Below are 13099 nucleotides of genomic sequence, written 5' to 3' on the forward strand. Positions count from 1 at the left end.
TTTGTTTTAAACAATAAATCCGTTTTCCCGGGCATGAGCAATTGCTTCAGTCGAATTATGAACCATTAATACGGGAGTACTTTCAAAATTATCGATAATACTATGTACACGTTCCATCTGCTTTTTATGATTCACGCTTCGTAGATAAATGGCTAATATTCTATCGGAATGTTGCGCTGCAATATCTGTATAAATGGTTGCATCATGCTCGCCGCTATCACCAATCAGAATAAATTTTAAATCGGGATAGGTTTTAAGAATATTAAAAATCTCTCGCTGTTTATGAGGCTTTTCAGGCTTGATGCTGTTTTCAAAGGGATGCCGCATATCCCGAAGCAATATAGGCCCCTTGGGGAACCCATTATAATCCAAAAACAGCTTTAAATACTCATACATATTCCAGGGACTGTTACTTAAGTAAAATACAGGATTACGGTTACCCTCTGCCTTACCTTTATGCAAAAGCTTATATAAATTTGGCGCACCTTTTAGAGGCATCCTTTTATAAGCATTGGTAAGTAACGAATTTTTAAGCAGGCGCCATTTTAAAAATGAAGTGACCCCCGTATGTAAAATCGTATCATCAATATCGCTAATCACACCATATTCTGCATCTACAGAAGGAATTAAAAATCGTCCCTTAAAAGGATTACCTAGAAGCTCGGTTTTTGGCTCTAATTCTTCCTTATAATACAAATGATAATCCACCCACCCCTGATCATCTGCCACTTCTCCAATATTATTCTCTAAAGTTTGATTAAATAGAAAATAACCTTCGTCGTTGGTAGTGGTTTTAAGGTTTATTTTACCGGGAATTTCCAGTTCCACTTCAGCATCAGGAATCTCAAAACTATCAAATTGCTTATAAGTATTTACAAAAGTTTTCCATTTGTTTTGATCCTGGTGGATTTTAAGTGGGGCATTATCCAAAACCCGCCCTTTCACAAACAATCTGGAATAAGTACCATAACTTCGATAAGGAGTTATAAGCACCTGATCCAGGTTTTTATAGCGCCCCAATATTTTCTTTATTCGTTTAAACATTCAAGTAATTTCGTTCTATAAGTTTACTAATTTTATTCGGCATTTAGATTTCCGATTGCTTTTTCCATATCGATGGGTTTGGAAAGCAGACTACTGAAAAGATCCCCTTCTTCTGAAAGTCGATGAGGAACATTAAAAATATTAAAATCAGTAATTTTTAAACCGCTTTTCACCTCATCCCATTTTAAAGGTGTTGATACTGTTGCTCCTTTTCGAGGTCTAACAGCATATGGTGCTGCAATGGTTTGTCCCCGGCGATTTTGTAAATAATCGAGGTAAATTTTTCCTTTTCGGGCTTTTACCGCCCGTTCCATACTAGTAAGTTCAGGCAATCTATCCTGTACAAAATAGCAGAGTAATTTTATAAAATCTCGGCCTTCTTTATAAGAATATGTACCAGCAAACGGAATATAAATATGCAGACCACGTGATCCTGAAGTTTTACAATACCCTTCAATTTTTGCTAAATCCAGCACCTCTTTAACCACCTGGGCAGTTTCAATAACCTCCTCAAAAGTATTATGAGTTGAAGGATCCAAATCAATCACTCCATAGTCTGGCCGATCCAAATCCTGAATTTTAGAGTGCCAGGGATTAATTTCTATACACCCCAAATTTACCATATATAATAAATTGGCTTCATTTTGGCACAGCATATACTCGATCTTCTTATTCGTAGATTCTGAGTAAATAGTAGTTGTATGGATCCAATCTGGTAAACTTTCGTTATCCTTCTGATAAAAACCTTTTTGCTGAATTCCGTTAGGATGACGATGTAAATTTTGCGGACGATCTAGTAGATATGGAAGCATTGTGTCTGAAACCTGAAGGTAATACTCTATAAGATCATATTTTCTTATTTTTTCTTTTGGCCAGTACATTTTACCCAGATTGGTAAAGGGTACTGAAATCCCGTCTATATCAAGATTCCCTGAATTTGAAGTCGCTTGCCCCGAAACTTCAGGAGGTTCAGGAGTTTTAATTTGGACTTCTGACTGTACTTCTAGAGCGGTCTTATCGTTACGCAAACCTTTAAAAACCGGATGTCGCAACGCCCCAGCTTTGGTCCATTCAGAAAACTTCACTTCACAAATCAGTTCAGGATGTATCCAGTTTGGAGTTTTGCCTTTCAGGTTTATTTTTTTGGCAAAAGGGGACGATTCCATAGCAAGACTTTCCATTTTTCCTAGCAGTTCTTTTTGCTGATCGTTAGAAAAACCACTTCCGCAGTTGCCTACATAGGTAAGTTCTCCCTCTTTATACATCCCTAAAATTAGTGATCCAAAAACAGCTCCTTTAGAATCGGTATATCCGCAAATTATAGCTTCTTCACTTTCTACCGCTTTAATTTTTAGCCAGCTTTCGGTACGATATCCCGGTGCATAGGTAGAATCATTTTTTTTGGCGATCACTCCTTCCATGCCACTATCAATAGCTTTTTTATAAAAAGTCATCCCCATACCTTCTATATGATCGCAATAAAAAGTATGGTCTAAACCTTCCAAAACTTCTGGGATAAGACTTTTTCGGTCTTTAAGGGGCAGCTCTAGCATACTATGCCCATTTAAAAAAAGCATATCAAAAACATAGAATCTTAAGGTTCCGGGAGTTTTGCTATGGTAATTTTGTAGTGCCTGAAAATCCGGAAGACCATTTTTATCCACGATCACCACTTCGCCATCCAAAATCACCTGGTGATCAATCTGCTCTAAATCCTTTACCAGTTTTGGGAATTTGGAATTATAATTTATTCCGTTTCGGGAATAAATACGAACTTTACCATCATCTACATGTGCCATTAATCGATAACCGTCCCATTTTAACTCATAAATCCAATCGGGATGATTAAAAATTTCTTTTGCTGTTGAGGCTAACATTGGTTTTACAGTATCTTCAGGTTTTAGTTTTCGTACTTTGGGCGCTTTTCCCTTTTTATGTGCTACAGCAGTTTTTACAGCATAAGCTTCCGCATCATATATAAGATCTGTTGCAAATTCATCCTTCTTTTTAATTAGCAACCAATGGTTGTCTTTGCCCTGCTTGGTATTTACAAGTGCAAATTCGCCTTTAAGTTTTTTTCCTAAAAATTGAAGTTTCAAATCTCCGTTTTGATATTGCTGAAGCAGATTTTTATCGCTTAGTGCACTGGAAAATTGACCTTCGTCCCAAATATCCATCTGGCCAGCGCCATAATTACCTTTGGGAATTTCTCCTTCAAATTTTAAATATGTAATAGGGTGATCTTCCGTATGTACGGCAAGTCGTTTATCAGCAGGGTTCATTGATGGACCTTTAGGAACCGCCCAACTTTTAAGGGTGCCACCAATTTCAAGCCGCAAATCGTAATGTAAACGCCTGGCCTGGTGTCGCTGAATTACAAATCGATGTAAGTTTTCGCTATTTTCTTCAGCCGTAGGTTCAGGAGTATGACTAAAATTTCGTTTCTTTTGATACTCGTCTAAACTCACAATCAGCTGGCTTTATTCTTTTTCTTTTTATCTAAACTGGCTTTTAATTGCGCCATTAAATCTTTTGCCGGTGTTGGTTTGCTATCATAATCCTCTGTCTCTGGAGTTTCGCCGGCAGCCTTAGAATCGATTATCTTTTGTAATTGCTCGTTATAAACATCTTTAAATTTATCTAAACTAAAGCTTGTAGTATATTGATCGATAAGCGAAATCGCCATATCTACTTCTTTCTTTTGTACTTTGGTTTTTGGTAATTTTAGCTCTTTTGGATTTCTAATCTCATTCGCAAATCTAATAACATGCAGTACCAATGCATCATTATAAACTCCTACCAGGCTAAGATGTTCCTTTTGGCGCATCACAAAAGTAGCTACTCCCAGCTTTTTGGTTTTCTTTAAAGCATTACGAAGCAAATTATACGATTTACCGCCTTCCTTTTCCGGTTCTAAAAAGTAAGGTTTTTTAAATAAGACATCTGCAACTTCTTTTTCTTCGATAAATTCTTCGATATCGATGGTTTTGCTTTTCTTCATATTGGCCTTTTCAAAATCTTCTTTTTCCAAGACCACATACCCTTCATCTTTTTTAAATCCTTTTACGATATCCTTCCACTCTACTTCTTTGCCGGTATCTTCGTTTACACGCTTATATCGAATCCTGCCATGATCACGACGGTCTAACATATCGAGATCGAGCTTTCGATCTTCAGAACCCGAATATAATTTTACAGGGATCGACACCAACCCAAAACTTATTGAACCATTCCAAATAGATCTCATATTTTCTCTGCTTTCTTTTAAAATTAAAGGAAATATGAGCGTACCTACGTTGTAAAGACGTTAAAATAAATGCACTGGGGAAATTTCGAATCCTTATATGCTAAAAAACATATAAAAATAAAAAAGCAATAACTACCGTTATTGCTTCGCTGCCTCATTAGGACTAAATTATTTTAAAATGTATTATAATTTAAGACGATTTTGATCCCCTTCGTAGCTCTCATATCGCTTAATACATTCTTTGATGATTTGTTTTGCTTCTGCAGCATCACCCCAATCACCAACATCAACTTTTTTCTTTTCCAGATCTTTATATACTTTAAAGAAATGTTCGATCTCTTTAATCAAGTGACCATTTAATTCCTTAAGATCATTAAGTCTATTCCAGATAGGATCTGAAACGGGTACACAAATAATTTTCTCATCTGGTCCTTTTTCATCTGCCATATGGAATACACCAATAGGTTTTACTTCCATAACGATACCAGGAAAAGTAGGCTCACTTACAAGCACAAGAACATCTAATGGATCATCGTCTAAAGCTAAAGTTTCTGGAATAAAACCATAATCTGCAGGATACATCATTGAAGAAAAAATCATCCTGTCGTAACGTACTTTTTTTAACTGAAAATCGTATTCGTATTTATTTCTACTTCCCTTCGGAATTTCAATTAGTACATCAAAAGTTTCTGACATTTTATTTGTTTTTGTTGAACTTTAATAGATTATCAAATATAGTGAATTCTATTCTTAACACTGCTGATTTAGAAGTGAAAACCAAAATTTATAGTCACTCCAAATTTTCGTGCATCGGGATTCTCTAAATAATTTCCCCGAAAATGAGCATCGATTCTTAATATCTTAAAAATATTCCCTATTCCTAAGCTATACTCCCAGTAAGGTTCGTCATTAGGCGCTACCAATGGAATATCCGAAGCATTTAAGCGAACATTATCATCTGAGATTTCTCCCCAAACTCCTTTTATCCCAACAATTTCACGCAAATTTAAATCCCTTAAGAGTGGAAGCCGTGAGAATAAACGACCGTTAAAATTATGTTCAAAATGAGCGGCTACATAAGTATCGGTCACAAATTCATAATAATCCAATTGTGAGAAGGTGTTATAAAGCTGGAAATAAGTCTGGTTCCCCGGTACAACGCTTAATAAGGCCAATGGTACTTCCCCGTAAGTTTTACCAGCTTCAAAACTTACATTGGCCCTTCCGAAACCTCCGATCATTAAGGGTTGATTATAAAAAAGCTGAAGCTTTTTATAATCAAAATCACTTTGAAAAATATTCTTAACACCTAGTGTATAATTTAGAAAAATAGTGGCATGATCGTCTTCCACCTCTTCCCGCTCTACACCATAGCCGGCTGTTTTTCTACCGGGGGTATACATAAGAAGATTAGAAATTTCGGTTTGTTTTAGTTCAGAAGACACCTGGGTTCTGGTTTCATCAGTATAAAAATCAAGACTAAAACCTTCAGAGGCTGCTTCAATTTCACGATAAGAACCACTCACCCTAAAAGTTAAATTATTAACCGGTTCAATTTCCACTGCTAACACAGAAAGATTAATCGAACTTAGACTATTATTGCCACTTGTACTAATTAATGCTGAAGAGGCTAAACTTCGTCCTAAAACATCGGTGGTATTGGTTAGATTGGTTCCTAATTGCTCTACATCTCGTCTATTCCCGGCTGAAATTATTAAACGGTTCTCTGGATCCAGTAATATTTTACCCTGAATTCCATATTTAAACTTATTATCCTTAAAACCGTAGGCGCCATAACCTTCAATACGCCATTTATCATGTTGCGAAAAATAGGTGCGCCCACCGCCTCTTAATCGTATCCCTTCTACATCATTAAATCCGACGGAAGAAAATATAGGTCCGTAATCCCAGCCATCAAAATCCAGATAGCCGGTGGCAAGTGCAGTAGACACATTATATAAGCGCTTAAATTGTTTTACGGTTTTGAGCGTATCCAGCATATCGTATACGCCGCGTTCATCACCATTTAATTCTTCAAGCCTGTTTTCCTGCCAAAAATCATCTTCGCGATTATAAACTTCTTCCCTAAACCTGTTTACCTGTTTATTATAAAAAGATGATGGACGCTCTTTATCAAACTCATATTGGTCATAAAGCACCGTTCTTTTTCCGTAGACGCCACGTGAATCTTCCTTATCCCGTAAAGCGAAATCTGCCTGAAAAAAATCTCTTTTTAATAAGAAAACAGAATCGTTTAAAACATCGAATTCCTGCTCTATATAAACTCCTTTCACCCAGTTAAGGTTAGCTCCCTTAGACATTTCTAAATTAATATCTTTTATGGCCCAGGTGGTATCATTAACCCAAAAATCACCGCTAAACGTAAGTTCATTTTCCCTTCTGGGGTAATAAAAAATATTATAACAATATTTACCATCTACATAAGCGGTATCAGCTAACACATAATTGTAAACATTAATACCGGTTTTAGAAAGAGGACTAACAAAGTTTTTATCAAAAAATCGCAGATAATTATCATACACATCGATCTCATCATAAATATCACGTACCGTTGAAATTAATACCTGGTTATCACTAAAACCAGAATTTTTATTTCCTTTTAATTCGGTAAGCTCCTGCCCGGTGGTATTATCCCCGTACACTCTACTAACAGATTCGTTTAAAAAAATAGGTAAATAAGTTTTACCGGTAATTCGGTTAGTATCCAAATCTTCAAAAATAAACTCCATTCCGTTAAATATCCGGCTCTTAATTAGCGCGCTATCAATGGTATTAAGATCGAATTCCAGTTTCTCATACCTGCGGTAAGCGTATTGATCGAATTTCTTTACCCCATTATCCCGTCTGTTGGCCCAAATCTTCCTTAGGATATCTATAGCGGGATTATTCTTTTTCGAGGTCTTGCCCTTGTATATTTTCACTTCTGAAAGCGACTCAGATGAAGCGTAGAGCGTAACCTTTAAATTATTTACATCCTTATTCTTAAGACTTACATCCTTTGTTTGATAACCTAAAAATGAAAAAGTAACCGACGTATAATCTCTGGATGAAGACAGTGAAAAGTTACCATCCCCATCTGTTGTAGTTCCTTCCTTAGAATCGGTAAAAATCACATTGGCAAAAGGAATCCCTACACCACTCTCATCTACAACGATACCGCTAATCTGGGTTTGTGAAAAAACCTGAAAGCAGCTAAAAATAATTAGGGTAGATAAAAGAATATTTTTCATAAAGACATACAAAAAAACCCCTCAACCTTAAACGGGAAGAGGGGTCAAATATAGGTTATCTCTTTTACTTGTACATCACCTTTTTTACAGCTTTAACAACATCTTCACTATTAGGCAACCACTCTTTAAGAAGAACAGGAGAATAAGGTGCAGGTGTATCTGCCGTATTTATTTTGATAATTGGCGCATCAAGAAAATCAAATGCTTGCTCTTGTACCTGGTAAGTAATTTCTGTAGAAATATTTCCGAATGGCCAGGCTTCTTCAAGAATAACCAAACGATTGGTTTTCTTAACAGATTCTATAATCGTTGCGTGATCCATAGGACGGATGGTACGAAGATCGATAACTTCCGCAGAAATCCCTTCTTTTTCCAATTCATCCGCAGCTTTATAGGCTTCTTTGATGATTTTACCAAAAGAAACAATAGTTACGTCTGTACCTTCACGCTTAATATCGGCTTTACCGATTTCGATTACATATTCCTCTTCTGGGACTTCACCCTTATCACCATACATTTGCTCACTTTCCATAAAGATCACTGGATCGTCATCTCTAATTGCAGCTTTTAATAGCCCTTTTGCATCGTAAGGATTCGACGGTACGATTACTTTTAAACCTGGACAGTTTGCATACCAGCTTTCAAATGCCTGTGAGTGCGTGGCACCAAGCTGACCAGCAGAAGCTGTTGGTCCTCTAAATACGATAGGACAGTTAAATTGTCCACCACTCATTTGGCGAATTTTGGCTGCGTTGTTTATAATTTGATCGATTCCAACAAGGGAAAAGTTAAAGGTCATGAACTCTATAATAGGACGGTTTCCATTCATAGCACTACCAATACCGATTCCTGAGAATCCAAGCTCAGAGATTGGAGTATCTATTACCCTTTCTGGTCCAAACTCGTCCAACATTCCTTTAGAAGCTTTATATGCACCGTTATATTCGGCTACTTCTTCACCCATCAAATAAATGGACTCATCTTTGCGCATTTCTTCGCTCATAGCCTGTTGAACGGCTTCCCTAAATTGAATTGTCTTCATTATAGTTCTTGATATTAATTTTTATAACTTATAGGACAACAAAAATAGTAATTCGATAAAGTTTTTACCACATAAACCATTAAAAATTTACGACGATGCACAACTTGCTGATTTCGCACCTTAACACAACGGTCATATCATTAAAAAATCAAGTATTTTATTATTAAAACTGTGACAAAACCAGAATATTTTGAGGTTAAATTAAATCTCAAGTCATTTTTTATGATTTTTTTACTATGCATGCATAGTATTTTATAATTTATTTATGTAACTTCGTAGCTATATCGTTTAATAGAAAAAGAACTTTAAATATGAAAATATTAGTGTGTATTAGTCATGTACCTGATACAACCTCAAAAATTAACTTTACCGATGGCGATCGTAAATTTGACACCAACGGGGTTCAATTTGTTATAAATCCTAATGATGAGTTTGGTTTAACGCGTGCTATGTGGTTTAAAGAAAAGCAGGGCGCCAGTGTAGATATTATCAATGTAGGGGGAGCAGAAACCGAACCTACGTTACGTAAAGCACTCGCTATTGGCGCAGATACTGCAATACGTATTAATACGGCACCTACGGACGGTTTTCAGGTAGCTAAGGAATTAGCCAAAGTTGCCAGCGAAGGAAACTATGATCTTATTATATGCGGTAGAGAATCTATAGACTATAATGGAGGAATGGTTCCCGGAATATTGGCCGGTATGCTTAAAGCTAATTTTATAAATACCTGTATTGGACTAGAAATTGAAGGCGATAAAGCTACTGCCATCCGGGAAATCGATGGCGGTAAAGAAACCTTAACCGCCAGTTTACCTTTGGTAATAGGTGGACAAAAAGGATTAGTGGAAGAGAGCGATCTTAAGATCCCAAATATGAGAGGGATCATGCAGGCTCGTAAAAAACCACTAAATGTTGTAGAACCCAGCGGGGCTGAAGTTGCTACTAAAGCAGTAAAATTTGAAAAACCGGCACCAAAAGGTGAAGTAAAATTAGTAGACCCTGAAAACCTGGATCAATTAATTGATTTACTACATAACGAAGCTAAGGTGATCTAAACTTTAAGTCGGTTAATATCGATTTTCAATCAAGGTTTTTAATCTAAAAAATTTAAAAAAATGTCAGTTTTAGTATATACAGAGTCAGAAGACGGAAAATTTAAAAAAGGTGCTCTGGAAGCAGCATCCTACGCCAAGGCTATTGCAGATGCGATGGGCACCAGTCTTACCGCTATTACTTTTAATGCCGAAGATACCAGCGAACTTGGTACATACGGTGTGGATAAGATACTTAGCGTTAGTAACGATAAATTAAAAGATTTTAATGCAGAAGCGTATGCTGATGCCATTAAACAGGCAGCTAAAAAAGAATCTTCGAAAGTGGTAGTTTTAGACCAATCCGCTAATGGAAAATATATCGCACCTCTTGTTGCTGTTCATCTAGAAGCCGGTTATGCTTCTAATGTTGTAGCCTTACCAGAAAGCACTTCTCCATTTCAGGTAAAAAGAACAGCTTTTACTAATAAGGCTTTTAATTTCACTGAAATCACTACCGAAGTGAAAGTTGTAGGACTTTCAAAAAATGCATTCGGATTAAAAGAAAGTGAAGGGTCTGCAAGTGTTGAAGCTTTTGAACCACAGCTTTCAGCAGAAGATTTTACCGTAAACGTAACGGCAGTAGATAAGGCTAAAAACAAAGTCACTATTGCTGATGCAGAGATTGTAGTTTCTGGTGGACGCGGACTCAAGGGTCCGGAAAACTGGGGCATGATCGAAGAAATGGCCGATATCCTTGGTGCGGCTACTGCTTGCTCTAAACCAGTAAGCGATATGGGCTGGAGACCCCATAGCGAACACGTGGGCCAAACAGGAAAACCAGTAGCTTCAAATCTTTATATCGCGGTAGGAATTTCAGGAGCTATTCAGCATTTAGCAGGAATTAACGCTGCTAAAACTAAAGTCGTGATTAATAACGATCCAGAAGCGCCTTTCTTTAAAGCCGCAGATTATGGGGTTGTTGGTGATGCTTTTGAAATTGTTCCCAAGCTAAATGAAAAATTGAAGGAATTTAAGGCGAAAAATGCATAAATTTTATAACTTGCACCCCTTAAAAGGGCTGTCTAAATTTAGTAAAATGCTCTATTTAGACAGCCTTTTTTAATTTATGGAATATGAGTTTAGTGCGTCTGAATATCAAAGGAATATCTTATAGTCAAACCCAAAATGGAGCATACGCTCTAATATTAAGTGAAGTTGGTGGGGATAGAAAATTACCCATCGTAATTGGTGCATTCGAGGCTCAGTCGATAGCAATTGCACTCGAAAAAGAAATCAGGCCTCCAAGACCCCTTACTCACGATCTATTTAAAAACTTTTCTGACCGATTCGATATTACTGTGAAACAGGTAATTATCCATAAACTTGTAGATGGTGTTTTTTACTCAAGTCTTATCTGCGAAAGAGATAAAATAGAAGAGATAATAGACGCTCGTACCAGTGATGCCATTGCTTTGGCTTTAAGGTTTGAAGCCCCTATTTTCACTTATAAAAATATTCTGGAAAAAGCCGGAATTTACCTCCAGGGCGAAGAACAACAGAAAAACGAAAAAGAAGAAAATCAGGAAGAAATAATTTCTGAAGAACTTCTCCCGGACGATATAGAGATCTCAAAAGAAGATAATAATTACAAGAAGTTATCTTTAAGCGAATTAGAACGCTTACTCTCACAGGCTGTTCAAAACGAAGATTATGAAAAAGCAGCAAGGTTAAGAGACGAAATCTCTAAAAGACATTAATACTCCCCTATTTAAATTAAATATGAAGAGATTATTATACCTTCTTTTCTTTATGGTATTGAGTGTAACGACATTGCAGGCTCAGAACATAACTAAAAGCTGGAAAATCGAAAAAAATGTCGATAGCCTGGCTGTCGAAATCTTTAAACCAGGAAGCGTACTCACCATACAAAAAGGCAGGTTTAGTTTCTCTAAAGAAAAGGATACAGTAGCTCGTGGTGACTATATGTATCAAAATGATATTCTCGTTTTCTTTTATGGTAAACCTAAAAAGGACATGGAAAACTACCGGGTCACCAAATTATCAGACTCTTCCATGATTCTTAAAAGCGGGAGAAATGCAATTAACCTCAAAGCTTATCAACCTAAAATAGCTGAAGTAATCCCAGCTGAAACTGCTAAAAAAATCATTCCAAATCAGGGAATTACCACCACAGGAATTCTACGTGGAATTTTGGGGATGTTTTCGCTTATTGTTATTGCATTTGCATTTAGCAGTAACCGCAAAGCCATTAACTGGAAAACCGTTGGGATAGGTCTTGGAATGCAATTATTACTGGCTTACGGTGTTCTAAAAATCGATTGGGTGAAATCAACTTTCGAATTTGTGGGAAAAATCTTTGTGAAGATATTAGAATTTACCGCAGCAGGAAGTGAATTCCTTTTGGGCGGACTTATGGACACCTCTAGTTTTGGATACATCTTTTTATTTCAGGTATTGCCTACAATCATTTTCTTTTCAGCATTAACCTCTATTCTTTTTTACTACGGAATTATACAGGTGGTTGTTAGAGGGTTTGCGCTGGTACTTACGAAGTTATTAGGGATCTCTGGGGCAGAAAGCTTAAACGTTGCCGGAAACATTTTCTTAGGCCAAACAGAAGCTCCTTTAATGATTAAAGCTTATTTAGAGCGTATGACACGTTCTGAAATTTTACTGGTAATGATTGGCGGTATGGCTACTGTGGCTGGTGGCGTTTTAGCTGCATATATAGGATTTTTAGGGGGAGACGACCCCATGGCTAGATTAGAGTTTGCCAAGCATCTACTGGCTGCTTCGGTAATGGCTGCTCCGGGAGCAATTGTGATTTCTAAAATATTATACCCACAACAGGAAAAAATTAATACCGATGTAGAAGTTTCTTCTGAAAAAATAGGATCTAACGTACTGGATGCTATTGCTATTGGAACCACTGAAGGTTTAAAACTTGCTGCCAATGTAGGTGCAATGTTGTTGGTTTTTGTGGCTTTAATCGCAATGATTAATTATGGCTTTGCCAAAGTAGGGCAAATCACTCATCTTAATGATGTGCTGGCGGCAAATACGCCTTATCAAACATTTTCCATCGAAGCAGTTCTGGGAACGGTTTTCGCTCCCCTGATGTGGCTTATAGGTGTTGCCAAGGAGGATATGATGTTAATGGGACAACTACTAGGCATTAAACTTGCTGCAAGTGAATTTGTGGGATATATACAATTAGCAGAACTTAAAAATGCCGCTTCAGGATTAAGCTTCACGTACCAGAAGTCGATTATTATGGCAACCTATATGTTATGCGGTTTTGCAAATTTTGCTTCTATCGGTATTCAGCTTGGTGGAATTGGTTCTCTAGCCCCGGGACAACGTAAAAACTTATCTGAATTCGGGATTAAAGCCGTAATCGGTGGAACACTGGCCTCTTTGCTATCAGCTACCATCGCAGGAATGATTATTGGGTAGA

Annotated in this window: 10 protein-coding genes; 4 read left to right on the plus strand and 6 right to left on the minus strand. The window is 37.0% G+C overall.

The genetic code is table 11. From position 1 onward, the window contains the following. Window positions 1-6: 6 nt before the first annotated feature. The 6 genes from AC13DP_RS04115 to AC13DP_RS04140 all read right to left on the minus strand — a co-directional run bounded on the left by AC13DP_RS04115 (window position 7) and on the right by AC13DP_RS04140 (window position 8584). Window positions 7-1044, minus strand: coding sequence for an App1 family protein (locus tag AC13DP_RS04115; protein WP_013073047.1), 1038 nt, complete (start codon window positions 1042-1044; stop codon window positions 7-9). Window positions 1045-1076: 32 nt separating this feature from the next. Beyond that, window positions 1077-3512 carry a DNA ligase D gene (ligD, locus tag AC13DP_RS04120; RefSeq protein WP_272956831.1) on the minus strand — a complete coding sequence of 812 codons (2436 nt, stop codon included), beginning with the start codon at window positions 3510-3512 and terminating at the stop codon, window positions 1077-1079. A 2-nt stretch (window positions 3513-3514) separates the two neighbouring features. Continuing rightward, window positions 3515-4291 carry a non-homologous end joining protein Ku gene (gene ku / locus AC13DP_RS04125; protein ID WP_041579048.1) on the minus strand — a complete coding sequence of 259 codons (777 nt, stop codon included), beginning with the start codon at window positions 4289-4291 and terminating at the stop codon, window positions 3515-3517. Window positions 4292-4474: 183 nt separating this feature from the next. After that, on the minus strand, window positions 4475-4987 hold the full coding sequence (locus AC13DP_RS04130) for an inorganic diphosphatase (protein ID WP_013073050.1): 513 nt from the start codon (window positions 4985-4987) through the stop codon (window positions 4475-4477). Between the two features lie 68 nt (window positions 4988-5055). Beyond that, the gene (locus tag AC13DP_RS04135; RefSeq protein ID WP_013073051.1) at window positions 5056-7542 is read right to left on the minus strand and encodes a DUF5686 and carboxypeptidase-like regulatory domain-containing protein; all 2487 of its coding nucleotides are present in this window, start codon (window positions 7540-7542) and stop codon (window positions 5056-5058) included. A gap of 64 nt (window positions 7543-7606) precedes the next feature. Continuing rightward, window positions 7607-8584, minus strand: coding sequence for a pyruvate dehydrogenase complex E1 component subunit beta (locus AC13DP_RS04140; protein ID WP_013073052.1), 978 nt, complete (start codon window positions 8582-8584; stop codon window positions 7607-7609). A gap of 311 nt (window positions 8585-8895) precedes the next feature. On the opposite strand from AC13DP_RS04140, the gene AC13DP_RS04145 reads away from it, so the two are divergent. The 4 genes from AC13DP_RS04145 (at window position 8896) to AC13DP_RS04160 (ending at window position 13098) form a co-directional block, all read left to right on the plus strand. Then, window positions 8896-9642 (plus strand): electron transfer flavoprotein subunit beta/FixA family protein, encoded by a 747-nt coding sequence (locus AC13DP_RS04145; RefSeq protein ID WP_013073053.1) that lies wholly within the window; start codon window positions 8896-8898, stop codon window positions 9640-9642. 60 nt (window positions 9643-9702) lie between these two features. After that, window positions 9703-10671 carry an electron transfer flavoprotein subunit alpha/FixB family protein gene (locus tag AC13DP_RS04150; protein ID WP_013073054.1) on the plus strand — a complete coding sequence of 323 codons (969 nt, stop codon included), beginning with the start codon at window positions 9703-9705 and terminating at the stop codon, window positions 10669-10671. 83 nt (window positions 10672-10754) lie between these two features. Then, window positions 10755-11378: a bifunctional nuclease family protein gene (locus AC13DP_RS04155; protein ID WP_013073055.1), complete on the plus strand. Its 624-nt coding sequence runs from the start codon at window positions 10755-10757 to the stop codon at window positions 11376-11378. A gap of 22 nt (window positions 11379-11400) precedes the next feature. Continuing rightward, complete coding sequence (locus AC13DP_RS04160; RefSeq protein WP_041579049.1) at window positions 11401-13098, plus strand: NupC/NupG family nucleoside CNT transporter; 1698 nt, start codon at window positions 11401-11403, stop codon at window positions 13096-13098. Window position 13099 lies beyond the last annotated feature (1 nt).

This window comes from Zunongwangia sp. L-65 (assembly GCF_056859415.1).